The sequence below is a fragment of the Blautia luti genome (genome assembly GCF_033096465.1).
GTDB classification, from domain to species: domain Bacteria; phylum Bacillota; class Clostridia; order Lachnospirales; family Lachnospiraceae; genus Blautia_A; species Blautia_A luti.
In genome coordinates, this window is record NZ_AP028156.1 from 2,605,098 (window position 1) to 2,630,593 (window position 25,496).

The window sequence follows — 25,496 nt, forward strand, 5'->3', positions numbered from 1 at the left end:
ATTAAAACGTACCTGTATTATACTGTTAATTTGACATAAAATCAAACCCTTTTTTTACAGAAATCCACTAAATCCGGGCTGTTCCGACATTATGTACCATATATCGGATATTTTATGACAACCTCTACAAAATCTTGTATATCCTCTTCCTGAAAAATTTTTAACTTTCTAAAAGAAATCAACAAAAGTCAGAAGTTTTTCTGCGATCCACGGATTTATATAACATTCTGTGAGTATTCCGGCAGCATATACCAGCAGGGCAATCCCGGCGCTTATAAGATATCTTCTGCATCTTCCGGGAAACAGGCCTTTATTTCTCCAGATCCCCAAGGATAATTCCCATACCTGTGCCATCAGATACATCCACACTGGAATATAAAAAAGATACTGCGGCAGCAACAGACCTGCTCCGATCAGACCGCCGGCAAATCCAAATTGCAGAATGGACATGGCAGCTACCGTGCCTATGATAAATCCCAGAAACAGCATTCCTGCAACAGCCAATGGAACCCCGAAAATCGAAAACCCACAGAGAACACTCAGGATAAACAGACTACCCCGGATCTTTATGAGTTCTTTTAAATATTCTGTACCTGAAATATTTCCGGCTGCAAATATGCTTAAGAAATAGATACTTGCCAGCGTTTTCTGCTGCCACTTTATTTTCCAGAGAATATTTGGTATAAGATTTCCAGTCAGAAACCCACACAAAAACAGGATCAGTGCAGGAAATCTGGTTTTCTTTTTCATAATTTCGCTTTGTTTCATGGCTTCACCCTGTACCAGTCTATGGGAGACCAGTCCGGGATATGCACACAAAAAAATCCTGCAGACCGTATCTTTCTATACAATCTGCAGGATTTATATCTGCAAAGAACTAATTATTTCGCATAGTCAACTGCTCTGCTTTCGCGAATTACATTAACCTTAATCTGACCAGGATATTCAAGCTCTGCTTCAATCTGTTTGGCAATATCTCTTGCCAACAGAACCATATCTGCATCACTTACGTGATCCGGTACTACCATCACACGAATTTCCCTTCCTGCCTGAATAGCAAAAGATTTCTCAACACCCTTAAACTGATTGGTAATGTCTTCCAGCTGTTTCAGTCGGTTGGTATATGTTTCCAGAGTTTCACGTCTTGCACCAGGTCTTGCAGCAGAAATTGCATCTGCGGCCTGTACAATGCATGCAATCAGTGACTCCGGTTCTACATCACCATGATGGGATGCAACCGTATTGATAACGATAGGGGATTCTTTGTATTTCTTACAAAGGTCAACACCGATCTGAATATGTGAGCCCTCTACCTCATGGTCAATGGATTTACCAATGTCATGAAGAAGACCAGCTCTCTTCGCCATGCGGACATCTACACCAACTTCACCAGCCAGCATTCCTGAAAGCTGTGCTACCTCGATGGAATGCTTTAATGCATTCTGTCCATAGCTCGAACGGAATTTCATACGTCCCAGAAGTTTCAGTAATTCCGGATGAATACCATGGACACCTACATCCATAGCTGCTGTTTCACCGTCTTCACGGATCTGTGCCTCTACTTCTTTCTGTGCCTTCTCCACCATCTCTTCGATTCTGGCCGGATGGATACGTCCATCTACGATCAGTTTCTCAAGTGCCACACGGGCAATCTCACGACGGATTGGATCAAATGCAGACAATACAACTGCTTCCGGTGTATCGTCAATAATAAGATCTACACCTGTGAGAGTTTCCAGCGTACGGATATTACGGCCTTCACGACCGATGATCCTTCCCTTCATCTCATCACTTGGAAGCTGTACCACAGAAATAGTAGTCTCAGATACATGATCCACTGCACACTTCTGAATGGCATTGACCACATATTCTTTGGCTTTCTTTCCTGCTTCTTCCTTGGCTCTGCTTTCCAGTTCTCTGTAGAGTCTGGCTACATCCACTTTTACATCATCTTCAACGGATCTGAGTAATTCTTCTTTTGCCTGTTCGGAGGTCAGACCTGAAACTCGTTCCAGTTCCTGTACTCCTTTTTGCTCAAGTTCTTCTACCCGTTTTTCTTTTTTCTGCACCTCAGCTGCTCTCGCTGTGCATTCCGCCTCACGCTTCTCCACTGCATCTGCTTTCTTGTCCACCGCGGATTCTTTGGCCAATACACGGTTTTCATACTTCTGCAGTTCGTTTCTTCGTTCCTTGGTTTCTTTCTCCAGTTCATTTTTTGTACGGAGAGATTCTTCCTTCACTTCCAATAAAGCTTCTCTTTTTTTAGTCTCAGCTGTTTTCAGAGCTTCATCTATGATGCTTCTTGCTTTGTCTTCTGCTGTTCCAACGATTTCAGCATCTTTCTGAATCTTGTTGTTCACAGCAACTTTGCAAGTAACAGGAACCGCAATAAGTAGCGCGACTACCACAGCGACAATTGCAACAATAATTGTTGTTGTCACAGGAGCACCTCCTTATTTAGTTTTCATTGTACAAATACAACAATACAAGTTTATCTTTTTTTGATACTTATGTCAAGTTTTTCTAGGGAATTGTTTCAAGAATTTTCGGTATTGCTGTACGGGGTGACCTGTATCTTCAGTTCTTCCAGAACACCGGAAATATCAGAAAACTGAAATCCTCTTCTTCCAAGATATCCGTAAAGCCTGCGCATTTCTTTCTCATCCAGTCTGGCTCCGGGAGCATATTTCTTCTCCACTTCCCTGCGCAGGATCTCCCGTTCATCCGGTGCGTGAAGGGCTGCCTCTTCTTCCCAGGCTGCTGCTGCCACAGAACGATCTACTCCTTTCGCAGCCAGCTCCTGCAGCACTTTCTGGCGGCTCTTCGAATCCATCCTGTAAGCAATATAGGTTCTGGCATAGCGGTAGTCATCTATGTATCCATAGGACTCCACATATGCCATGGCTGCCTCTATGGCATCCTGCCCAAATCCGGCCTGATGCAGTCTGTCCCGCAGTCCCTTCTCTGTACGGTCCATATGTTCCAGAAGTTTCATCGCTTTCTTCGCTGCTCGCTTATGCTCTTCTGACAGAAACTGCATGATCAATCCTCTGCTGTTTCGGTTTCTGTTTCAGCACCTGTATTCTCAGTGCCCTCAGCAGTTTCTGCTGCCTCCTCATCAGGAAGAAGATGATAATGAATACGTACCTTCTTCTCGATTTCGTCGCAGATGTCCGTATGTTCCTTCAGGAACAGTTTCGCATTCTCACGTCCCTGTCCGATCTTATCTCCGTTATAGGCATACCATGCTCCGCTCTTGTTCACGATACCACAGTCCGCTGCCAGATCCAGGATATCGCCTTCCTTCGAAATACCTGTGCCGAACATAATATCAAATTCTGCCTGCTTGAACGGCGGTGCCACTTTATTCTTAACGACCTTGATCCTGGTGTGGTTTCCGACCATCTCTCCGCCCTGCTTCAGAGTCTCTACCCTGCGTACATCCAGACGTACGGAAGAATAAAATTTCAGTGCACGTCCGCCTGTAGTGGTTTCCGGATTACCGAACATCACGCCCACCTTCTCACGAAGCTGATTGATAAAGATTACCACACAGTTGGATTTACTGATCACTGCTGTAAGCTTACGAAGGGCCTGGGACATCAGACGGGCCTGAAGACCTACATGGCTGTCTCCCATATCTCCATCAATCTCCGCTTTCGGTACCAGGGCTGCAACAGAGTCCACGATCACAATATCCACAGCTCCTGAACGAACCATAGTCTCAGTGATCTCCAGTGCCTGTTCCCCGTTATCCGGCTGTGAAATATATAAATTGTCAATATCTACTCCGATATTTCTGGCATATACAGGATCGAGGGCATGTTCCGCATCAATAAATCCTGCGATCCCGCCTCTCTTCTGGACTTCCGCTACCATATGGAGGGCAACTGTCGTCTTACCACTGGATTCCGGTCCGTAGATCTCGATAATACGTCCCTTGGGTACTCCCCCGACTCCAAGGGCAATATCCAGGCTTAAAGAACCTGTAGGGACTGTCTCCACCTGCATATTCGTGCTGGATTCTCCCAGTTTCATGACAGATCCCTTGCCATAGTGCTTCTCAATCTGTCCAAGAGCTGCCTCTAATGCTTTCTGTTTTTCTTCATTTATCATCTATATTAATCTCCTTGCATATATTTCGAACCTATGTTCGTGTTTTCTTTTAATATAGTATTATACTTTTTTCCGGATGTCAAGCTTTTCCGTAAATTTCAGGAAATAATCCTGCCCGGGTGATTTTGGCATAAAAAGAACGGGTGCACAGTCTCTGCCATGCATTTCCCGTTCTTTCGTAAAATTCTTTCTATTCTGTTTATTCCGGTTTATCACCGATCAGCCAGTTATACATCTCTTCATACTGACGTGCGGAATTGTTCCAGGAAAAATCTGCTGCCATAGCACGGTCAACCATCTTATTCCATTCACGTTTCTTATCGTAGTAGATCCTCTCTGCATTCCGTACTGTATTGAGCATCTCATGGGCATTGTAGTTGCGGAAGGAGAATCCTGTACCTGTTCCTTCATATTCATTAAACGGTTCCACTGTATCTTTCAGACCACCTGTTTCACGGACGATCGGAAGAGTTCCGTAACGAAGGCTCATCAGCTGGCTTAAACCGCATGGCTCGAACAGAGACGGCATAAGGAATGCATCAGAAGCAGCATAAATACGGTGTGACATCGATTCGTCATAATAGATCTGGGCAGAAACCTTTCCATGGTATTTCCAGTCGAAATGACGGAACATATTCTCATAACGTTCATCACCGGTTCCGAGAACTACGATCTGCACTGCATCTTGGCAGAGTTCATCCATCACATATGCGATAAGGTCAAAGCCCTTCTGGTCTGTCAGACGTGAAACGATACCGATCATCATTGCCTTCGGATTTTCTTCCAGTCCCAGATCCTTCTGAAGCTGGATCTTATTTTTTACTTTTTCCTTGCGGAAGGTTGTCGCGTTATAGTTCTTCGTGATATATGGATCAGTCTCCGGATTAAAGATATTGTAGTCAATACCATTGACAATTCCTCTCAGACTGTTAGCCCGGGCACACATCAGGCCGTCAAGGCGTTCGCCGTAGAACGGTGTCTTGATCTCCTCTGCATAAGTATTGCTGACAGTTGTCACAGCATCCGCAAATACGATACCTCCCTTAAGGAAATTGGCATCCTTGTAAGCTTCCAGCTTGTCTGAAGTGAAATAATAATCAGAAAGACCTGTGATATCCTGTACAGTCTTCACATCCCAGACGCCTTGGAATTTCAGGTTATGTATTGTCATGATCGTCTTGATATTCCAGAAAAATTCATTCTGCTGGAAGCTGTCATGAAGATATACAGGGACAAGTCCTGTCTGCCAGTCATGACAGTGGATCACATCCGGTCTGAATCCGATCACCGGAAGTACGGATAATACTGCTTTGGAAAAGAATGCAAATTTCTCCAGATCCCACGGAGCACTGTCATATGGTTTCGGACCACTGAAATAGTATTCATTGTCAATGAAATAGAACTGAATTCCATCATACTCCATATGCATAATTCCTACATAGCAGTTCTTATATCCCAGATCCATGTAGAAATGTGTGACGTATTCCATTTTATCTTTCCATTCCTGTTTCATACAGGCATATTTCGGTAAGATCACACGAATATCGAAATATCTCTTGTCGAAATATTTCGGTAAAGCGCCTGCTACATCTGCCAGTCCTCCTGTTTTGATAAACGGAACTGCTTCAGATGTTGCAAATAAAATATTTTTCATGCGTAAAACCCTCCTTGGTAGCCTTTATACTACAATTATACTCCAAAAAACGCCTATTGGAAAGTGCGATTTTTATATTCCAGTCTGATTTTATCTGCGATCAGTGCAATAAATTCAGAATTCGTAGGCTTACCTTTTCCTGTGCTTACCGTATATCCGAAAAGCTCATCGATCGTATCCATCTTTCCTCTGCTCCACGCTACTTCAATGGCATGGCGGATCGCTCTCTCCACTCTGCTGGAAGTTGTCTGATGCCGTTTCGCAATGGTGGGATACAGAATCTTCGTAATGGAATTCAGCATTTCCATATCATTTACAGACAGGATAATGGCATCTCGCAGATACTGATATCCTTTGATATGTGCCGGAACACCTATCTCATGAATGATGTTCGTTACATCTGTCTCCAGATTTCCCTGGGTCATGGTATTTTCTTCTTTTACTTCTGTCTGTCTGCTGATCTGTCTGAATTTCCTGTCTCCTAAGCTTCTCACATGCTTGATCCGATTTAACAGCATCCTGTTGTCAAAAGGTTTCAGCACATAATAATCCGCTCCCAGACTGAATGCATCTTCCGTGATCCTCTCTTTTCCTACAGCGGAAACTACAATAAACGCCGGTATTTTCTTCAAACTGCTGTCATGGACAAAACGTTCCATCACTGCCAGGCCGTCCATCTTCGGCATAATAATGTCCAATACCACAACGTCCGGCTCTTTTTCCCTTATAATATTACAGATTTCTTCTCCATTATGGGCTTTGCCAACCAGTTCCAGATCCTTATCTTCTTCGATGATCTTTCCAAGTACTTCCACCATTCTCTCATTATCGTCCGCAACCGCCACATTTAATTTTTCCATGAGGCCAGCCTCCTCCCTGATCTAAATCCTCTATATTTTTGTTCCTGTTTTTTTGGCACATCACATATTATAGAGGAACGATAAGGGAGAAATCAAGCCGAATCAGGGAGGTCAGACCCATTTTCCATCGCGCTTATCTGCGCTTATCTGGCTTTTATTTTCATCATTCGCCACGAATATATCTTACCGGACAGCAATCGCATTTTTCTTTATTTTTTCAGTTCACTTTTGATCTGGTCTGTTACCAGGGCGATCAGTCTTCTCTGTTTCGCATAGAGCTTTATGGTGTTAAATACCCGTCTGTATACTACCTGGGCATCGAACGGACGGTTGATATAATCCATGGCTCCCATTTCATAGGCTTTTTTCACATAGGTCTCTGATTCCTCACTGGAAATCATGATCACCGGAATATTGTCCAGGAAATTCTTCTCAGACATTACCCGCAGAACCTCGAAACCATCCATCACAGGCATGATAATATCCAGAAGCACCAGTGAAATATCTTCTTCATGCTCTTCAAGGTATTCCAGGCCTTCTTCTCCGTTGGCAGCTTCTAGGACAGCAAATTCTTCTCCCAGTACCTCCCTGAGAATGGCACGGTTCATCTCTGAATCATCTATGATCAGGATCTTCGGCCGTAAATCTTCAAAGAATTTCTCTTTTCTGCCTTCCAGCTTCCCGCCGGTGCTGTTCTCCTCTGTAACGACCATGTTCTTCTTATTTTTCGCCATATACATAAAATGATCTGCACGGCTGATCGCTTCTTCTATCGTGTCTCCTTCTGACATTACGCCGCCTATACTGACAGACATCTTCAGTCTGGGATAGCCAGGCACTTTTGCCTCCTGCACCTTCCTGCTGATACTTTTCAGCTTCCGGGTAAAAATCTCCGGTTCTACATCAGCCATGATCAGGATGAATTCATCCCCTCCGTACCGGATCAGAATATCTGTTTTACGGATACAGCTTCTGATAACTTCTGCTACCGTACGTAGCACCAGATCTCCCACTTTATGCCCAAGAGTATCATTATATAACTTGAAATCATCCAGATCGATCATTGCAACTCCTGCAGGAGTTTTCATATTTTTGATCATATTCTCATAGAAATGCCGATTGGATGCACCTGTAAGGGCATCTGTATACAGAGCTTCCTGGTATCCGCTTATTTTTTTCAGCAGACGGTTTTTGCCCTGAGGATCCAGGATCAGTTCATCGTCCAGGCAGTTGATCATCTCCATGACATACTCTCTGCCGTCAATCTCCATATATTTTGCAATCACCTGGTAAAGTACAGAATCAATAAATTCCATTTTTACTTTTCTGTTCTTTTCCTCCAGTGCACGTATAGATACACAATTCTCGCACGGACTGCTTTTCTTCCAGAAATCGTAGCACTGACAGGGGGCTTTTGGCTCCTTGGACGTATAATCTCCATAATGGATCTCTCTTAATGTATCAGCTTCCAGAAGACGCACTACATCAAATACAGACTCCATATACCGCATGGTTTGCTTTGCTTCCTGCATTGTCATATTCCTATCATCCTCTATCTGTAAATCCTGCGGCAGCTTTGCTTCCTGCCCACAGTATTGGTTTATATGTATTTCTTTTTTGCAACGAAAAAAAGTATTGTTATAACAATAACAATACTTTTGATTAACTCCCTGCAGCTGGCTGTCATTTTACAGACCCTATAGCTTTGCGTCGCAACCTTTCGATTGTTTTGCCATATCTTATACAATACTTCTCATCAGACAATCTGCCGCTTTTCACACGAAAATCTAACTCATAATATTATTACTATAGCACATACCCGGAGGAAAGTCAAAAAATATTATCTGCAGTAACGACAAAAACGCTGCACGGGCAGCGTCTTTTTGTCCTATTTCTCATGGTTCAGCATATTTTCTATGAATATCCCATATCCACTGGTGGAATCCTGCACAAACACATGGGTAACTGCGCCAACTACTTTTCCATCCTGCAAAATAGGCGACCCGGACATTCCCTGGACCACGCCTCCGGTCAGTTCCAGAAGATTTTCGTCTGTTATCTGGATCACAAAGCTCTTATTGGTATCTTCATGGTTCAGATCGATCCTTTTGATCTCTGCTGCATATTCCTTTACCTGTCCATCCACACACGCCAGGATCGTGGCATCTCCGGTGTGCACTTCCTGCTTATGTGCTGCCGGCATTTTTCTCAGAGAAATACTGTTTTCTTCATTTGTATAAAGCTGTCCGTAAATGCCGTTTTTGTTATTTTCTGTAATAGTCCCCAGAAGATTTCTTTCCTCGTAACGGATCAGTCCTGCCAGTTCCCCCGGATTTCCTTTGCTGCCTTTATTCACTGCCAGAACCTGTGCTTTATACAAAGCACCTCCTGATATTTCCAGAAGATCTGCTGTATCAATATCACTGATCCCATGCCCCAGTGCACCGTAGCTGCCGTTCCCATTCACATAGGTCAGCGTTCCGATCCCCTGGGTGTCATCTCTTACCCACAGTCCAAGTTTGTAGCTGCCGGAGGCATCTTTGGCAGGTGTGACAGAAACAGGCAGCGTCTCACCATCTCTGTTGACTTTCAGCGTAACTGCTTCTCCATTCATGTTTTCCAGATCCCTGATCAGTTCTTTTTTGTCTGTAACCTTCTGATCATTAAATGCTACAATATAATCTCCCGGACGGACAATATTTCTGGATGGCTCTTTCGTTTCACCATCTTCAGCCTGTATCTCTCCTGTATCAATAACCAGTACACCCTTTGTTTCCATATAGATCCCTATGGTATTTCCACTGACATACACTTCCCTGTCATCCACAGGGGTTACTTTTACTTCTTTGAAAGGCAGATATCCAAGAAGTCTGCAGGGCAGTACATACCCTCCGTCACCTGAAACAGGCACAGCCTCATCAAAGGTTACAAAAGGATTGGAAAGGAGCTCTGACACATCTGTACTGTTTTGTCTTGAAACCTGGATCTCATCCGGTATTTTACGGTTGAGATACTGATATCCCAGAAATGCCATTACAAGGAGATCAAGAACCAGGAAACACATCAGAAACAGCCGGTATTTTTTTCTTCTGTTCATTTCTGCACATCCTTTCAGGTATAATCTTTCAGGTATGATCAGAAAAAAGAGAGGATTCTCTTTTCAGATGATCCTCTCTTAGTATGCGGTCAAATATTTTATTTCAATCTTGTATTTTTTTGTTTCTGTGCCAATTCTTTCATTTCTTTTGCATTTTCCAGAACAGCCGGTGTGATCTCTGTTCCGCTGAGAAGCCTTGCCAGTTCACGGACAGAATCTTCTTCAGAAAGTACATGGATCTGGGTAATGGTTTCTGTACCTTTCAGATGCTTTTCAATCTCGAAATGACTGTCTGCCATAGCTGCGATCTGAGGCAGATGTGTAATGCAAAGTACCTGGTGATGCTGTCCGATCACAGCCATTTTCTCTGATACTTTCTGTGCAGTTCTTCCGCTGATACCTGTGTCGATCTCGTCGAAGATCAGTGTTTCGATCTGGTCTCTGTCTGCCAGAATTGCTTTCAGCGCAAGCATGATCCTGGAAAGTTCACCGCCGGATACGATCTGACCTAACGGTTTCAGGCTCTCTCCCGGATTGGTGGAGATCAGATAACCGATGTCATCAAAGCCATTGTCTGTATAATTTTTCTTTCTCTGGAAATCAATGGCAAAATTTACATCAAGAAAATTTAGATCTTTCAGTCCCTGAATCACTTTCTGCTCAAGCTGGCTGCTATATTCTCTGCGGATCCTGGACAGTTTATCCGAATTTTCAAAGAGAATTTTTTCCAGTTTTGCAAGACGGTCTTTCATTTCCTGTAAATTTTCTTCAAATCTGCGAAGTTTTTCCAGTTTTTCTTTCTGCTGGCTGCAGTATGCACCGATTTCTTCAATGGTACGTCCATATTTCGCCTTCAGCCCATTGATAAGATCCAATCTTCTCTCTGTCTCATAGAATTCCCCTTCATCGAAGGTAAGGTCTTCCAGATAAGCAGAAAGTTCCCTGTTAAAGTCATTCAGCAGACCATCCACGGAAGTCAATGTCTCTTCTAACGGTGCAAGCCCCTCATCAAACTGGGTCACACGGACCAGTTCCCTTATGGCTTCTCCCACTGTTTCTCCTGCTCCTTCTGTAGTGTCATAACCTGTCAGTTTATGTACCAGCAGCAGAGAATCTGTCAGCTGCTTTGCATTGTTCATTTTGCGGTAACGGCACTCCAGCTCTTCGTCTTCTCCCGGCTGCAGGGCTGCTTTCTCTATTTCTTTGATCTCGAACTCCAGAAACGCAGCTTCTCTGTTTCTCTGTTCCTCATTTATATCCATGGAATCCAGTTCGTTTCTGCAGACACTGTATTCTTTATACGCCTGGCGGACTTTTTCCTTCGCAGGAAGAATCTTCTCTCTCCCGTATGCATCCAATATCTCAAGCTGCTTATCCTGATACAGCAGTGACTGATGTTCATGCTGTCCGTGAATGTCCAGCAGACAAGCTGCTGCTGCCTTCATCTGGCTTACAGTACTGGTTTCTCCATTGATCTTATTGATACTCCTTCCGTCCATGATCTTTCTGGACAAAAGCACCTGCCCGTCCTCCGGATAAAAGTCCATGGCAGCAAGGGCTTCCCTGGCTTTCTCATTCTCTACCTGAAAAAGCAGTTCCACCAAAGCATAAGGAGCATTTTCTCTTATTATGTTTCTGGAAATCTTGGCTCCCAGGATCAGCTGCATGGAACCCAGAAGAATGGATTTACCTGCACCGGTCTCACCTGTAAGGATATTAAGTCCCGGTCCGAATTCCACCTCGATCTCTTCTATCAGTGCAAGATTTTTTACATGGAGATGTGCTAACATTTCTTTCCTCCTGATACGAATGGCCCCGTTTCCGGGGCCTTATGTCTTAATCTAATGTTATTGGTTCAGTCTTACAAAGCTTCTCAGCTTCTCAGCAGCGCCAAGCGCCATGTCTGTATTCTTGGCAGCACACATAATTGTATCGTCACCTGCGATACATCCCAGGATCTCCGGCCATTTCAGTGCATCCAACGCTGTAGCTACCCCCATTGCCATACCTGATACTGTTTTGATCACAATAATGTTCTGTCCTACATCAATAGACAAAAGTGCATCTTCCAGCACCCTTGTGTATTTCGCACTGAGACTTCCGGACTCATTGTTAATGATCGCATAACGGGATTTTCCGTCTTTTCCTGCCACCTTGGTCAGCTTCAGTGCACGGATATCTCTGGAAACTGTTGCCTGGGTCACTTTAAATCCGGCTTCATTTAACCTGGAAGCCAGTTCCTCCTGTGTATCTATATCATATTGATGAATCAGTTCTATGATCTTCTCATGTCTCGCAACCTTCATGCCGCTTCCTCCTTAACTGTCCCTCATTTTCCGTCGAAGAACTTCCACGAAGCTTAAATGGTTCAGCTTCAGGATCCTGGTCTTTACCTTCGCCTGCCGGATCACAATACAATCCCCTGTGACCATTCCTATAGAAGAGGCTCCGTCAAAAGAGGCAAGGCCTTTCTCACAGTCACAGTGTCTGCCTTTGCCGATCTCCACAGTGATCACATCTTCTGACGGAAAAATAATGCTTCTTGTATTCAGAGTATGAGGGGCAATAGGTGTCATAATGGTCATGGCTGCATTCGGTGATACAATAGGACCTCCTGCCGACAGACTGTAACCTGTAGATCCTGTAGGTGTGGAAATGATGATTCCATCTGCATTATAAGAATTAAGATATACATCATTTACGTAATTTTTGAAACGTACCACTCTCAAATGTCCGTCCCTGCCGATCACAATATCATTCAGGGCAATATCTTTCCCGATCAATTCATCTCCACGGTACACACATCCTTCCAGCATCATCCGCTCTTCTACCTCATAGTCATCTGCCATAAGCTGGTCCAGCGCACTGTAAAGAGACTGCAGATCCACTTCTGCCAGAAATCCCAGCTGTCCAAGATTGATTCCCAAAAGAGGGATCTCTCTGTGCACTACATCCCTGGCAGCCTGAAGAAGAGTTCCATCTCCGCCCAGAACAATAATGCACTGAACACCATCGGGGATCAGGGATGGATCTGTATAATGATAAGTTCCCTCATGCTGTCTGGAAGCCTGCTGTATTTCACAGCTTCTTTTATATTCTTTTAAATAATCAACGATCTTCCCTGTGATCTCCATACTGGGATCTTTATCGCTGTTTGTAATAATATAAAACCTGTCCATATCTGTCCGTTCCTAAAGACTTATTTATCCAGCTGTCCGTGGGCCTGTGAAACAACCTCTTCCACAGACACCTGAAGGCTGTCCGATACCTGGCTTCCTTCCGGATGTTTCTTCAGATGAAGAAGGTACTCAATATTTCCTTCCGGCCCTTTGATAGGGGAAAAGGACAGATGGCATGGTTCCATGGAAATACTCATGGCATAATCCCGAACCTTCTCGATCACTTCCTGATGCACTGCCGGATCACGGACTACGCCTTTCTTTCCCACTTTCTCTCTCCCTGCTTCAAACTGTGGCTTGATCAGACACACGATCTCACCTTCTTCTGTAAGAAGATTCCTTACAGGAAGCAGTACTTTAGTCAGAGAAATAAAGGAAACGTCAATGGAAGAAAAGTCCGCAGGACCTTCCAGATCTTCCGGCACTACATAGCGGATATTGGTTTTTTCCATACAGACTACCCTGGGATCATTACGCAGTTTCCAGTCAAGCTGTCCGTATCCTACATCAATGGAATATACTTTTACAGCCCCGTTCTGGAGCATGCAGTCTGTAAATCCACCGGTGGAAGCTCCTACATCCATGCAGACCTTGTCTTTCAGAGTCACATCGAAATTCTTCATGGCTTTCTCAAGTTTCAGTCCTCCCCTGCTTACATAGGGAAGTGTGTTGCCTCTTACTTCTATTTTTACAGTCTCAGGGAACATGGTTCCTGCCTTGTCCTCTTTCTGACCATCCACATATACATCTCCTGCCATGATGTACGCTTTCGCCTTCTCCCTGGAAGGAGCAAGGGCACGTTCCATCATCAGCATATCCAATCGTTTTTTCATTTTTTCTTCAAAACCTCACTGTTCTCTATTGCCCGACGGATGTCCTCCACTCCTAGACCAATCCTTGCCCGGAGGCTGTCCACCTTACCCTGTGGCACAAACTGATCCCACACAGTGGCAGTCAGCACCCGTACTTCCGGATGACAGGCTTCCATATACGCGGCAATATGTTCTCCGTATCCACCGCTTTTTACATTCTCTTCCACAGTGACAAAAAGACTGTGGTCTTTCGCCAGCTGATCCAGAAGTTCTACATCCAGTGGTTTGACAAACCGGGCATTTACCAGAGTAGGCTCATATCCGTCTTCCCTAAGTCCCCTGCAGACTTCTTCGCAGGACGGGATCATACTTCCTACTCCCAGGATCGCGATCTCCTTTCCTGTGGTCAGGATCTCGCTTCTGCCATACTCCACTGGTGCACGATGTTCATGAAGACCCTGATATGCACTGCCTCTGGGATAACGGATCGCCACCGGTCCGTTCCAAGCCACGGCAAATTCCAGCATATCCTCCAGTTCCCTGTCATTCTTCGGTGCAAGCACTGTCATATTCGGCATCATGGAAAGATAGGAAAGATCAAAACATCCCTGATGTGTCTCACCATCTGCCCCCACCAGACCTGCCCTGTCTATGGCAAAGATCACATGAAGCTTCTGCATACATACATCATGAAGCATCTGGTCTACCGCTCTCTGCAGGAAAGAAGAATAAATCGCCACAACAGGAACCAATCCACCCAGAGCCAGTCCTGCTGCGAAACTTACCGCATGTTCTTCTGCAATTCCCACATCAAAGAAACGTTCCGGGAACTTCCTGGAAAACTCCACCAGCCCGGTTCCGTCCGGCATTGCCGCAGTGATAGCCGTCAGCTTTTTATTTTGCTCTCCAAGAGCTGCCAGCTTTCTGGAAAAGATATCCGTATATCCCGGACAGACTTTCTTTTCCAACGGTTTCCCGGTTCTTATATCAAAAGGACCTGTTCCATGAAAACGGTCAGGATGTGCGCTTGCAGGGCCATATCCTTTTCCTTTCTTCGTAAGAACATGAACGATCACTGGGCCCTCCACGCGCTTCGCCTCATTAAAAAGCTTCATCATCTGACGCATATTGTGACCGTCCACAGGGCCCAGATAAGTCAGCCCCATATTCTCAAAAAGCATTCCCGGAATAATCAGCTGCTTGATGCTGCTCTTGGTCCTGCGCATGGTATCTACCATGGCAGTTCCTATTTTTGGAACTTTTTTCAGTGTCTTCGTCACGCCCAGTTTCATTCCTGTATAGGCTTCTGCTGTTCTGAGCGCACTCAGATATGTGGACATTCCTCCTACATTTCTGGAAATAGACATATTATTGTCATTAATGATTATGATAAAATTGGTTTTCAGCTCAGCCGCATTATTCAGCGCCTCATATGCCATGCCCCCTGTCAGGGCACCGTCACCGATCACAGACACTACATGATGCTTCTGTCCCAGGATATCCCTGGCCCGGGCATAGCCAAGCCCTGCAGAAATAGAGTTAGAACTGTGTCCTGCATCAAAGGCATCACAGTCACTTTCGCATCTTTTGGGAAATCCGCTTAAACCGCCTTCCTGACGAAGATTTTCAAATTCATCTTTCCTTCCGGTCAGGATCTTGTGGGTATATGCCTGGTGACCCACATCCCAGATCAGTTTATCTTCCGGAAAATCCAGCACATTATGCAAAGCGAGGGTCAGCTCCACCACCCCAAGGTTCGAAGCCAGATGTCCTCCTGTACGGCTTACAGCCTGGATCAGAAACTCTCTGATCTCCTCTGCCAGAAGCCCGAAATCTGCCAATGGTATGTTATGGATATCATTGGGCTTTATGATTTTTTCCAGAATCATTCGTATCCTTCCTTTATTTTCTGCGATTTATCAGCTTTTCCACCAGTAAATACAGAAATTCATTATTCTTGTTCAGTCCCTTCAGCAGACTGACAGCATCTTCAGAAAGCTCCTTCACCTGTCTGGAAGCCTCCTCTATGCCGAAAAGTGTTACATACGTAACCTTATTGTTCTTCTCATCACTGTGAACCGGCTTGCCAAGTTCTTCCTCTGTGCTGGTCACGTCCAGGATATCATCCTGGATCTGGAATGCAAGTCCGATCTTTCCAGCCGCCTCTTCTATTATGGCTACAGAGTTCTCATCAGCACCTGCCAGGATGGCCCCTGTCATCATAGCTGCTTCGATCAGTGCTGAAGTCTTATTCCTGTAAATATAATCCAGCATTTCCTTGGTAAGAGGGGTTCCGTCATTCTCCACATCTACACTCTGACCGCCCAGCATTCCGTGGATCCCTGTTTTCTCTGCCATTACAGAGAGACCACGAATCACTCTCTCCGGATATGCTGTCCGTTCAAATGCCAGCAGCATAGTCTCATATGCATAGTTCAAAAGAGCCACACCGCTTAGTATACCCATCGCCTCTCCATAGACTTTGTGGGTAGTCAGCCTTCCTCTTCTGTAATCATCATTATCCAGTGCAGGAAGGTCATCATGGATCAGGGAGTGGGTATGGATCATCTCCATCCCTGTCATAAAAGGCCTGATCACCTTTTCTTTCCCGCCAAACAGCCGGTAAGTTTCCTGCATCAGAAGAGGCCTGAGACGTTTGCCTCCTGCCAGCATGCTGTAATTCATGGCCTGTGCCATGGATTTCGCGAATCCTTCTTCTTTCGGAAGAAACTCCCGGATTCCCTTTTCTATTTCATCGGTTCTTTTTGTTAATTCATCTTGAAAATTCACTGAACGTCCCATCCTCATTCATCTGCAGCATCTTTTTCTCTACAGTATCCAGTTTATCGCTGCAGAATTTCAGAAGTTCCATACCTTGTTTATATAGATTAAAGGAATCTTCCAGTGATGTTTCTTTATCCTCCAGCTTCTCTGCCAGGTCATCCAGCTGCGCAAAAACCTCCTCCAGAGTTTCCTCCTGAGATGTCTGCTCACTGTTTCTGTCCTTCCCCATGGATCCTGTCCTCCTTTTCTGTGCCGCATACCTGTGCTTCTATGGTTCCATCTGTTACGGATACATATATGGTATCCCCGTTTTTTACCTGTTCTACACTTGTAAGTGTTTTTCTATTCTGATCTGCCACATAGGCAAATCCCTGATTCAGCTTTCTCAAAGGTGACAGACCGCCAAAACGTTCCAGATAAAGTTCCAGCTCATGTCTGTACCCTTTCATCTTCCTGTCCATCCCGCCTCGAACAGCATCCTCCAGATCTACCAGACGCTGTCTCTGTTCTCTCAGCCTGCTCTGGGGACTTAAATATCCCAGACGCATCTGAAGCTGTTTCAGACGATTCCTGTCGGAATCTAGCTGATTACTCATAGCACGGTAAAATCTCTGTCTGTATAGAAAAACGGATTCTGCCACGCTTCTAAAGTCATCCACAGCCAGCTCAGCTGCCGCAGATGGTGTAGGCGCTCTTAAATCCGCTACAAAATCAGCAATTGTAAAATCTGTTTCATGTCCCACAGCGGAGATCACCGGCGTCCGGCATTCAAAAATGGCTCTCGCCACTATCTCTTCATTAAATGCCCACAGATCCTCAATGGAACCGCCGCCTCTTCCCACAATGATCACATCAACCCCTGCAGCATCCAGCATTCTGATTCCTTTCACAATACTCTCTGCTGCTCCTGCGCCCTGTACAAGGGCAGGATATAAGATGATCTGAAGATATGGATTTCTCCTGAGAGAAATATTTCTGATATCCTGAACTGCTGCTCCCGTAGGTGCAGTCACTACTCCCAGACGCTTGATAAACCGGGGAATAGTCTGTTTGTATTCCTGCGCAAACATCCCCATCTCTTCCAGTTCCTGCTTCAGCGCCAGATAGCGTTCATACAGTGCACCGGCTCCCTCCAGAGTGATTTCTCTGGCATAAAGCTGATAACGTCCGTCCCGCTCATACACATCCACAGAACCACCCACGATCACTTTATCTCCGTTCTTCATGGAGAAAGCCAGCCCTCTCCTGTGTCCTGCAAACATCACACAGCTTAAGGTACCGGTCTCATCCTTCAGGGAAAAATATATGTGTCCGCTTGTATGATATTTACAATTGGACACTTCTCCCTTTACATATATTTTCTGCAGAAAAAAATCCTGGGTAAACATATTTTTTACATAGCGGTTTACCTGGCCTACAGAATATGCATTTTTCATTCTGATTTCTCTTCACTTTCACTATTTGCGATCTTACCAAGGATTCCGTTTACAAAAGATCCTGAAGTATCGCCGCCGAAACGCTTGGCAAGTTCTACTGCCTCATTGATGGCTACACCGGTAGGTACATCCTCATCGAATTTCAGTTCGTAAACAGCCAGACGAAGTGCGTTAAGATCTACGCGGCTCATTCTCTTCGTCTTCCAGCCTTTACTTGTCTCATTTAAAATTGTATCGATCTCTCCCAGGTGTTCCAGCACGTGGTTATATTTGGCACGCATATACTCCTGGTCTTTCTCTGAAAGCTCCTCCAGACTGTCAAAATAAAGAGACAGCTGTTCGCTCATCTCTTCTTCTGAATTAAATTCTGTCATAAACAGAAGCTTAAATATATGTTCTCTCTGCTCTCTTCTTCGCATAATTCCTCCTCAAGCACAAAAAAGGAAAGGGTTACTTTCCTTTTTCATTCTCCATATCTACGCTGGCAATGTGGATGTTTACATCCGCAACCTCAAGACCTGTCATATTCTCGATGGATGATTTCACCTTCTCCTGGACCTTCTTGCTGGTTTCCAGAATGTTCTTTCCGTATTCGATATTCAGATTCAGATCTACTGTTACTACACCTTCCAGCACAGTAACCTTTACTCCCTTGGAAAGATTCTTCATTCCAAGCTTGCTTACCAGTTCATTGGTAATATTACCTGCCATGGAAGCAACTCCATCTACTTCTGTAGCAGCAAGTCCGGCAATGATAGCAACCACTTCATCAGCGATCTGAACTTCACCAATGCCGCCTAAATCCTGTATTTTATATGTTGTTCTTTTCTCTGCCATGGAAAAACCTCCTAAGAAATTCTGTTCTTATATTATAATCTTTGTATATTATACCAAACCGGCAGATAAATGAAAAGGGTTATTTGCTGAATTCCGTTAATATTAAGCCCGGATTTCTGTCTTCTGTCATACCCACACTCCATGCATTTACAAACAGAAGCAGCGGATTTCCCTTGAGATCTGTAACCTTCTTCATGTCTGAAGTTCCTGTGATCTTTTCAACATTTACTTCTTCTTTGTTAGCAATCCAGCGGATATGCTCATATGGAAGTGTCTCCAGACGAATATCCACATTGTACTCATTTTCCAGGCGGTATTTTAGTACATCAAACTGCAGTACACCAACTACACCTACAATGATTTCTTCCATACCTGTATTAAATTCCTGGAAGATCTGGATCGCGCCTTCCTGTGCGATCTGGTTGATCCCCTTTACGAACTGCTTTCTCTTCATGGTATCGATCTGCCGCACTCTGGCGAAATGTTCAGGTGCGAAAGTGGGGATTCCCTCAAAAGCAAATTTCCTTCCCGGTGCACAGATGGTATCACCGATGGAAAAAATACCCGGATCAAATACACCGATAATATCTCCTGCATATGCCTCATCTACAACATGACGGGACTCTGCCATCATCTGCTGTGGCTGAAGGAGACGCATCTTCTTATCTCCCTGCACATGATATACTTCCTGGGACGCATCGAACTTACCGGAACAGATCCTCATAAACGCGATCCTGTCTCTGTGTGCCTTGTTCATATTTGCCTGGATCTTAAATACAAATGCAGAGAAATCATCATCCATAGGATCGATCACTCCCTCGTCTGACATTCTGGCAAGAGGAGAAGTGGTCATCTTCAGAAAATGTTCCAGAAAAGTTTCCACACCGAAGTTCGTCAGGGCAGAACCGAAAAATACAGGAGTCAGTTCCCCTTTGCTTACCAGTTCCTGGTCGAAATCCGCACTTGCTCCATCCAGAAGTTCAATTTCTTCCAGAAGCTGCTCTTTCTGTTCCGGATCCATCACTTCATCTGCACGACTGTCATTCAGCGGGATCTCCTCGATAATACCTTCCTTCGTTCCCTTCTGGGTATCAGAGAAAGTAAGGATCTTCTTTGTATTACGGTCATAGACACCTCGAAACTTCTTACCGGAACCAATGGGCCAGTTTACAGGGCAGGTTGCGATTCCCAGTTCCTTCTCGATCTCATCCAGAAGGTCAAAGGTATCATTGGCATCCCTGTCCATTTTGTTGATAAAGGTAAAGATCGGGATATGACGCATCACGCAGACCTTGAACAGCTTACGTGTCTGTGCCTCTACACCCTTGGAACCATCGATCACCATAACTGCAGAATCCGCAGCCATCAGGGTACGGTAGGTATCCTCGGAGAAATCCTGATGTCCAGGTGTATCCAGAATGTTAATGCAGTATCCATCGTAATGGAACTGAAGTACAGATGAAGTTACAGAGATACCTCTCTCTTTTTCGATCTCCATCCAGTCAGATACTGCATGGCGGGCAGTTGCCTTGCCTTTTACACTTCCGGCAAGATTGATGGCACCGCCATACAGCAGGAATTTCTCAGTCAGGGTAGTTTTACCGGCATCCGGGTGAGAAATAATGGCAAATGTTCTTCTTTTTTCTATTTCATTCGTATACTTAGACACGTTCGGCCTCCTGTACTTTCTATCTTTTTATTATAATATCCGCAAACTGCGCTCTGTGGGGCAATTTCTGATATTTTTTCTTCATCAGTTATTTTTTTACAGCATTCCTATTCTAGTATATGCACCGGCTGCCTGTCAAGGGAAAATGTCAGTCATAAATATCCGTGGTATCTACTGTAGTATCCTCGTAGGGCTGAGCGGCGGTTTCTGTATCTGCAGTATCCCCATCCGTTTCTGTCTGTGCTGCTGTATCCTGTGTTTCCTCCTCTGCTGTCTGGCTCTCTTTCAGAGGAGTGATCACAATATTTTCAGCTGCAATACCTGTTTTCCGTTTCACAATGTCTTCAATCTGGGCTCTCTGTGCATCAGAAAGCTCCGCATCCGGAACTACCACATCCGCAGTTTCCCCTGTAAGATTTACCACTACATCCTGAAATCCCTTCGCTTCCAGCAGGAGTTCTGCTGCTGCCTCTTTTTCAGTCAGGTCAGTCATGGAAACCATGGTATGTATGGCTTCCTGTTTTTCTTCATCATCAATCTCTGAGTTATTGATAATATCCTGCAGGTCTGCCTTGTTCTGGGAGCGCACCTGTTCCCGGCTGACTTTTGCCTGTGCAGCAAATCCTGTGGAACCAGTCAGAACTGCCTCCCCCGGTGTATCTGTATCCTGTGTTCCCAGACTGTCCCCTGCATTGTTTTCATCCAGCATGGCAGTCTCGTCTGTCAGATCATAGCCTGCATCCTCCAGGATACTGCTGCTGTCTGTACTTGCTTCCTGATCCTTAAACCCCAGATCCACATCTGCGAAATTCAGATATCCTGCCACTGCGATAAGAATTGCCAGGGAAGTGATGATCACTTGATTCTTTTTAATGATTTTCTTCACCTTATTCTCCTCATTTCATTTTCATTATTTTAATTTTATGTGCGTCTACCTGAAATAATGCCATTACCGCTTCCTGAATGTTCTGTACCACTACGGGATCTCCTCCTCCCTGGGCACAAACCAGAACGCCGGTCACCTGTTGTATCCCTGAATCATAAAAGCCCTGTATTTCCTTTTTTTCCTCTGTCATCAGAACTACCTGTACCTGTCCTACGCCTTCCACATTTCCCAGCAGATTTTCCAGTTTTTCTTCCAGCTGCAATTTTTCTGCTGTCTGGGACGAAGACCCGGAAATGCTGTTTTCACTCTTGTTATCTGATACCGGCATTGCTGTTACTGCCAGAAGAAGTCCCAACAGAAGCAGCACGATCCATTGTACCGGTTTCATGTTCTGCAGTCTGGATCGTATATCCATCTTCTTCAAGTCCACACTCTTCCCTGAGTTCATCAGCAATCCTTCCTTTCTGTTCCGGCGCAGGTTCTTCCTTTACGGTGATCTCTGCCTGTATTTTCTCCCCTTTTATATTTACTTCCACACTCTGCACTTCTATTCCAGTATTCTGCAAAGATTCCCGGATTTTTTTGCGAAGCTCCAGAAGATAGCTTTTCTGGAGACAGATTTTCTGCAGGGCATACAGTTCCTGTTCCTCTTTCTGCCTGTTCTCTTTTTCATAAAACAGCTGAAAGTTTTCTGCCAGTTCCTGTCCTTTTCCAAACAGTGCAAAAACGGGAGTACTCATCATAAAGATCAGAAGAAGTCCCATAAAAAAGCGGACATATTTCTCATATTTTCCATCCGGTGCCAGATGAAGGATCGCTGTAAAAAGAATATAAAAAACCGCCAGATTCCAGATCCATTGATACAACTCTTCTTTCATTTTCTCTCTTATTCTCCTTTATCCTCCGGCCATAAGCACCAGAAATGCCAGCATGCAGAGAATCTGGGCAGTAAGCAGAAGCTTCAGCAGCCAGGCACACCCTTCTCCCATTGTGCTGAGCGCCCCTACGATCCGTTTATCTGAAACAGGCTGCGCCAGGGCTGCCAGGAATCGATAGGAAAGAGAAAGAGCACCGTAATGGATCAGAGGCTGCAGTCCTGCCGCCGCGATCAGCACCAGGATTACCGCGCCGAAGCTGTTTCTTACCAGAACCGCACTGGTAAGGATCAGCTGTGTGATGGCGTTTACTGCATTTCCGATCCCCGGAATGGCACCGGCTGTTTTTCCTACTGCGGTCCGCTTCAGGGAATCCATCACAGGCGCCACCAGATTTTTCACCACCTGCAGCCCCACTGCCAGTCCGATCAAAGTTTTTAATGCCCAGCTGATCACCACTTCCAGAAGCTCTGACATTTTGCTGAGCATTTCTTCTTTTGATAAATAGTTGACCATTTTCAGAAGAATGCACAGATTTACCCCTGGCAGAAGGAAATTCACCAGCACCCACTGGATCATCCACACCAGAAGCAATACCCCTTCATAAAATACAGCTGCCGTAGAAACTCCATTCGCTGTACTGACAGCCAGAAAGTAAGCCGGTGCCAGTGTTTTCATAAATTCCCCCAGCCAGTTCAGCCGTACAGTAAGGGTACTGCTCAGACGCCCAAACGCCTCCATCAGCATCATGAAAAGCACCAGATATACAACATAAAAGCTCACTGCTCCAATCTGCCCGTTTTCAAATACATCCACAAATCCGTCCAGCACTGCTGCCAGCAAAACCAGTAACAGAAGACGGAAAAACAGCGTTTTTTCATTTTTCAGTCCTGAAAAAAAGAAGCTGTACAGAACTCCCCGTACGGCTTCTTTTGAAATGGGTTCCTCCCCGTTTATCATATTTATAACTGCTTCCTTCAGGGAAAAGCTCTGTTCTCCCAGAAGCTCATCCACCATCTTCTGTATTTTCCCGAATTCTATTTCCTCCAGCATTCCCTCTGCTGCCTCCGGATCTGTCTGGTCTGTATTCTGTTCTTTGTCCTGGCCCTTTTCTGTGCTGCCATAACAGCAGACTGTCCCTATCCCCCAAAGCCAGACTGCCAGAAAAAAAACTGCCAGAATTTTGATGCCCCTGTTCATACCAGAAACTCCGATATGGTATCCAGGATTGCCAGAAGCACAGGCATACTCAGCACCATAACAGAAAGTTTGCAGAAAAGATCGATCTGGGCACTGATGGCCTGATGTCCCGCATCCTTGCAGATAGCTGAGGAAAACTGCCCGATATAGGTGATCCCTATGATCTTTACCAGAGATGTAATGTAACTTCCATCCACAGGCAGACTCTGTCTCAGTCTTTCCAGAGTTTCAAACAGATAAGAAACTTTCCCCACTGCCAGTCCAAGGATCAGAAGTCCCACAGCCATGGAGATAAAAGAAGCATACTCCGGTCTGGTGCCTTTCAGGATAAATCCAAGCATCACGCCACATACGCCGATCATTGATATTTTTACAATGTCCATAATTCTTCTGCCTCCGGCCTTCATAATACAAAGAGCTGCTGAATGCTTTCAAAAAGTTCATATATATAAGGCACGATCCAGAACAGTACCATCAAAAGTCCTGCAAGACTTACCAGAAATGCCTGTTCTTCTCTCCCGCTGTGCTTCAGCACCTGGCAGAGAACGGAGACCAGGATCCCTACAGCTGCAATTTTAAAAATAATACTGACCTCCATGAATTCCCCTCCACGGTTATCATGCTGCAAGAACTGCCAGAAAGATTCCCAGAAGCATTCCCAGGCTTCTGCAGAGTTTCTTTTTTTCCGGCAGTTCTTTTTGCAGCTCTCCAAGTGAATATTCCAGCTCCCTTTCCAGCATTTCCAACTGTTTCAGCTGCATGTCCATTCCCAGATATCCCAGACGGTCTCCAAGGGAATACAGTTTCTCCCTTTCCTCAGGTGTAAGACCTGCAGTTCCAAAGGTCTTTTCTGCACAACTGCGGAAAAGGTCTCCAAAATTTTCCCCTTTACGGGTCTGCATCATTTCTGCTGTATTTAAAAAAAATTCTCTGTACTTTCCATCCAGTTTACCGGCTGCACCGGTAAAGGCATCGTACAGAGATGTATTTCCATAACGTATTTCTCCTTTTAAAAGGATCGTCATCTGTAAAAGTTTTTCCAGATGCCTCTTTCTCCTGGACAGCTCTCCGGAAAGAGCCAGTCCGAAACCGGCACCTGAAATTACCATTACACATAACCCTATTGTTTTAAGCATACCCTTCCATTCTCATCCAGAATTCCTTCCAGTTCTCCTGCCTGGCTGCTTTTTCCCAGGATGATATACCTTTCAAAGATCCGTTCTTCCATCAGTTTACAAAAAAACGGCTGATCCAGGATATCTTCCAGACAGTTTCCATGAGCAGTGGCGATCAGTTTACATCCACAGTGGATCACCGACTCCACAGCCTTGAAATCCTCTTCGCAGCCCAGTTCATCCACAGCCACCACATCTGGCGACATGGAACGGACCAGCATCTGCATTCCTTCTGATTTCGGACAGCAGTCCAGAATATCCGTGCGCATTCCCAGGTCATTCTGGGGAATTCCCTGGTAGCAGCCTGCCAGTTCACTTCTCTCATCCACCACTCCCACTGTAAGCCCGGGAGTATTTACCCAGCCATTGCTGAGCTGGCGGATAATATCACGAAGCAGGGTGGTCTTGCCACATCTCGGTGGAGAAATGATCAGCGTATTCGCTACCCAGTTCTCTGTACGGATGTAGGACATTACCTGATCTGCACATCCCTGGATCTCGTGGGCAAGTCTTACATTAATACAGGAAATATATTTCATTCCCATGATCCTTCCCCTGTCCAGGAGCACTTTGCCTGTTACCCCGACTCTGTGTCCTCCCTGTACGCTGATATAACCCTGACGTATCTCATCCTCATATGCATACAGGGAATATCCTGTCACATACTCCAGTGTCTCTTTCAGATCCTCCCTTGTAACAAGATACTGCGTCTGACCGTGACTACGGAGAAAACATTCTCCCCCGTCATAAGTCAGAAACAGTGGTCTTCCTACACGGAGACGTATTTCATATAATTTATCATAATCCAGCTGCGCTTCCATTAAAAGCTGCCTGATATTTCCGGCAAACAGGTTTTCGATCTGTTCCGCTTCTATGTGTCTCACCTCTTTACACTTAATATATGTGGACATTCTAT

Annotated in this window: 27 protein-coding genes and 1 riboswitch; all 27 genes read right to left on the minus strand. The window is 45.0% G+C overall.

Annotated elements, in window-relative coordinates:
• Window positions 1-168: 168 nt before the first annotated feature.
• The 27 genes from R8695_RS12035 to spoIIIAA all read right to left on the minus strand — a co-directional run bounded on the left by R8695_RS12035 (window position 169) and on the right by spoIIIAA (window position 25,491).
• Window positions 169-768 carry a stage II sporulation protein M gene (locus R8695_RS12035; RefSeq protein WP_243139508.1) on the minus strand — a complete coding sequence of 200 codons (600 nt, stop codon included), beginning with the start codon at window positions 766-768 and terminating at the stop codon, window positions 169-171.
• Between the two features lie 113 nt (window positions 769-881).
• Entirely contained in the window at window positions 882-2,441 is a 1,560-nt protein-coding gene (rny, locus tag R8695_RS12040) for a ribonuclease Y (RefSeq protein WP_118508405.1), read from the minus strand.
• A gap of 95 nt (window positions 2,442-2,536) precedes the next feature.
• Entirely contained in the window at window positions 2,537-3,040 is a 504-nt protein-coding gene (locus R8695_RS12045) for a regulatory protein RecX (RefSeq protein ID WP_118508404.1), read from the minus strand.
• A 2-nt stretch (window positions 3,041-3,042) separates the two neighbouring features.
• On the minus strand, window positions 3,043-4,116 hold the full coding sequence (gene recA, locus R8695_RS12050; protein WP_118508403.1) for a recombinase RecA: 1,074 nt from the start codon (window positions 4,114-4,116) through the stop codon (window positions 3,043-3,045).
• Window positions 4,117-4,315: 199 nt separating this feature from the next.
• A complete protein-coding gene (gene glgA, locus R8695_RS12055; RefSeq protein WP_118508402.1) occupies window positions 4,316-5,770 on the minus strand; it encodes a glycogen synthase GlgA in 1,455 nt (484 codons plus the stop codon).
• 53 nt (window positions 5,771-5,823) lie between these two features.
• Window positions 5,824-6,630, minus strand: coding sequence for a sporulation transcription factor Spo0A (gene spo0A, locus R8695_RS12060; RefSeq protein WP_118508401.1), 807 nt, complete (start codon window positions 6,628-6,630; stop codon window positions 5,824-5,826).
• A 209-nt stretch (window positions 6,631-6,839) separates the two neighbouring features.
• Window positions 6,840-8,168: a diguanylate cyclase gene (locus tag R8695_RS12065; protein WP_154780247.1), complete on the minus strand. Its 1,329-nt coding sequence runs from the start codon at window positions 8,166-8,168 to the stop codon at window positions 6,840-6,842.
• Window positions 8,169-8,298: 130 nt separating this feature from the next.
• A riboswitch (cyclic di-GMP riboswitch) is annotated at window positions 8,299-8,374 on the minus strand.
• Window positions 8,375-8,518: 144 nt separating this feature from the next.
• Complete coding sequence (spoIVB, locus tag R8695_RS12070) at window positions 8,519-9,727, minus strand: SpoIVB peptidase (protein ID WP_118508399.1); 1,209 nt, start codon at window positions 9,725-9,727, stop codon at window positions 8,519-8,521.
• A gap of 98 nt (window positions 9,728-9,825) precedes the next feature.
• A complete protein-coding gene (recN, locus tag R8695_RS12075; RefSeq protein ID WP_154780246.1) occupies window positions 9,826-11,517 on the minus strand; it encodes a DNA repair protein RecN in 1,692 nt (563 codons plus the stop codon).
• Between the two features lie 57 nt (window positions 11,518-11,574).
• Window positions 11,575-12,033 carry an arginine repressor gene (gene argR, locus R8695_RS12080; RefSeq protein ID WP_118508397.1) on the minus strand — a complete coding sequence of 153 codons (459 nt, stop codon included), beginning with the start codon at window positions 12,031-12,033 and terminating at the stop codon, window positions 11,575-11,577.
• A 12-nt stretch (window positions 12,034-12,045) separates the two neighbouring features.
• Window positions 12,046-12,906, minus strand: coding sequence for an NAD(+)/NADH kinase (locus tag R8695_RS12085; RefSeq protein WP_118508396.1), 861 nt, complete (start codon window positions 12,904-12,906; stop codon window positions 12,046-12,048).
• A gap of 20 nt (window positions 12,907-12,926) precedes the next feature.
• Complete coding sequence (locus R8695_RS12090) at window positions 12,927-13,739, minus strand: TlyA family RNA methyltransferase (RefSeq protein ID WP_154780245.1); 813 nt, start codon at window positions 13,737-13,739, stop codon at window positions 12,927-12,929.
• Complete coding sequence (dxs, locus tag R8695_RS12095; protein WP_154780244.1) at window positions 13,736-15,607, minus strand: 1-deoxy-D-xylulose-5-phosphate synthase; 1,872 nt, start codon at window positions 15,605-15,607, stop codon at window positions 13,736-13,738. Before dxs ends, R8695_RS12090 begins: the two co-directional genes overlap by 4 nt.
• Before the next feature lie 13 nt (window positions 15,608-15,620).
• Window positions 15,621-16,508: a polyprenyl synthetase family protein gene (locus R8695_RS12100; protein WP_167829757.1), complete on the minus strand. Its 888-nt coding sequence runs from the start codon at window positions 16,506-16,508 to the stop codon at window positions 15,621-15,623.
• Complete coding sequence (xseB, locus tag R8695_RS12105) at window positions 16,492-16,731, minus strand: exodeoxyribonuclease VII small subunit (protein ID WP_118508394.1); 240 nt, start codon at window positions 16,729-16,731, stop codon at window positions 16,492-16,494. The genes R8695_RS12100 and xseB overlap by 17 nt, the downstream gene beginning before the upstream one ends.
• Window positions 16,709-17,938: an exodeoxyribonuclease VII large subunit gene (gene xseA / locus R8695_RS12110; protein ID WP_154780242.1), complete on the minus strand. Its 1,230-nt coding sequence runs from the start codon at window positions 17,936-17,938 to the stop codon at window positions 16,709-16,711. Before xseA ends, xseB begins: the two co-directional genes overlap by 23 nt.
• The gene (nusB, locus tag R8695_RS12115; RefSeq protein WP_154780241.1) at window positions 17,935-18,357 is read right to left on the minus strand and encodes a transcription antitermination factor NusB; all 423 of its coding nucleotides are present in this window, start codon (window positions 18,355-18,357) and stop codon (window positions 17,935-17,937) included. Before nusB ends, xseA begins: the two co-directional genes overlap by 4 nt.
• Window positions 18,358-18,388: 31 nt before the next feature.
• Window positions 18,389-18,775, minus strand: a complete 387-nt coding sequence (locus tag R8695_RS12120) for an Asp23/Gls24 family envelope stress response protein (protein ID WP_118508391.1) — start codon at window positions 18,773-18,775, stop codon at window positions 18,389-18,391.
• Window positions 18,776-18,854: 79 nt separating this feature from the next.
• A complete protein-coding gene (locus R8695_RS12125; RefSeq protein ID WP_118508390.1) occupies window positions 18,855-20,444 on the minus strand; it encodes a peptide chain release factor 3 in 1,590 nt (529 codons plus the stop codon).
• Window positions 20,445-20,592: 148 nt separating this feature from the next.
• Complete coding sequence (locus R8695_RS12130) at window positions 20,593-21,330, minus strand: SpoIIIAH-like family protein (RefSeq protein ID WP_118508389.1); 738 nt, start codon at window positions 21,328-21,330, stop codon at window positions 20,593-20,595.
• A gap of 10 nt (window positions 21,331-21,340) precedes the next feature.
• Window positions 21,341-21,658 carry a hypothetical protein gene (locus R8695_RS12135; protein WP_243139507.1) on the minus strand — a complete coding sequence of 106 codons (318 nt, stop codon included), beginning with the start codon at window positions 21,656-21,658 and terminating at the stop codon, window positions 21,341-21,343.
• Window positions 21,642-22,208, minus strand: a complete 567-nt coding sequence (locus tag R8695_RS12140; RefSeq protein WP_154780240.1) for a stage III sporulation protein AF — start codon at window positions 22,206-22,208, stop codon at window positions 21,642-21,644. Before R8695_RS12140 ends, R8695_RS12135 begins: the two co-directional genes overlap by 17 nt.
• 18 nt (window positions 22,209-22,226) lie before the next feature.
• On the minus strand, window positions 22,227-23,405 hold the full coding sequence (locus R8695_RS12145; RefSeq protein ID WP_154780239.1) for a stage III sporulation protein AE: 1,179 nt from the start codon (window positions 23,403-23,405) through the stop codon (window positions 22,227-22,229).
• On the minus strand, window positions 23,402-23,788 hold the full coding sequence (locus tag R8695_RS12150) for a SpoIIIAC/SpoIIIAD family protein (RefSeq protein ID WP_118508503.1): 387 nt from the start codon (window positions 23,786-23,788) through the stop codon (window positions 23,402-23,404). The genes R8695_RS12145 and R8695_RS12150 overlap by 4 nt, the downstream gene beginning before the upstream one ends.
• A 20-nt stretch (window positions 23,789-23,808) precedes the next feature.
• Complete coding sequence (gene spoIIIAC, locus R8695_RS12155) at window positions 23,809-24,003, minus strand: stage III sporulation protein AC (protein ID WP_118508502.1); 195 nt, start codon at window positions 24,001-24,003, stop codon at window positions 23,809-23,811.
• A 19-nt stretch (window positions 24,004-24,022) separates the two neighbouring features.
• Window positions 24,023-24,541 carry a stage III sporulation protein AB gene (locus R8695_RS12160; protein WP_154780238.1) on the minus strand — a complete coding sequence of 173 codons (519 nt, stop codon included), beginning with the start codon at window positions 24,539-24,541 and terminating at the stop codon, window positions 24,023-24,025.
• The gene (spoIIIAA, locus tag R8695_RS12165) at window positions 24,526-25,491 is read right to left on the minus strand and encodes a stage III sporulation protein AA (protein ID WP_182437279.1); all 966 of its coding nucleotides are present in this window, start codon (window positions 25,489-25,491) and stop codon (window positions 24,526-24,528) included. The genes R8695_RS12160 and spoIIIAA overlap by 16 nt, the downstream gene beginning before the upstream one ends.
• Window positions 25,492-25,496 lie beyond the last annotated feature (5 nt).